The following is a 511-nucleotide window of genomic DNA, read 5'->3' as shown; positions in this document are numbered from 1 at the left end:
GCGGGGCGGGCGGCGGCGCCGACACCGTTGGCGGACGCAAGCTCGCTGGCAGCATCGGCATCGTCGGCGGCAGACGCAGCGCTACCGGGGTCGGAGGCGCAAGCGGGCGGCGCGGGCTCCGGGGCGGGCGCCGTGCTGGCGAGGGAGGCCGCGACGGCGCGCAGGGCTTCGACGGTGGCGCGGGCGGCGAACTGGGCGGGGCCGAGGCCGTCGACGAACTGGCCGCGCACGAGGTCGCCCGTCTCCTCCATCGAGCGGAGCACGGGCATGAGCGGCGTAAGGCCGCCGGGCACGCCGGCGAGCAGCGCCGTGTCGCGGGTGACGATCCCATAGCGGTCGAGGACGGACTCGGTGAGCGCGAGCGCGCGCAGGGTGCCGTCCGCAGGCGCGGGGACGAGCAGCGACCAGCGGCCGGCGAGCGCCGCGTCGAAGGCGCTCCGGGCGCCCTGGCGCGCGATGACGGCGGCCCGCGCCTGGGCCTTGGCCTCGGCGTAGAGCCCGCGGCCGCGGC

Annotated in this window: 1 protein-coding gene; it reads right to left on the bottom strand. The window is 79.3% G+C overall.

Features of this window, described 5'->3' with window-relative positions:
• The coding region (locus D1643_RS11485; protein WP_201751131.1) for a hypothetical protein at positions 1 to 511 on the bottom strand (511 nt) is incomplete at both ends.

The organism is Enterorhabdus sp. P55, assembly GCF_009911695.1.
Taxonomy (GTDB): domain Bacteria; phylum Actinomycetota; class Coriobacteriia; order Coriobacteriales; family Eggerthellaceae; genus Enterorhabdus.
Note: the sequence above shows the minus strand (reverse complement) of the source record. Positions and strands in the feature narration are given on the sequence as shown.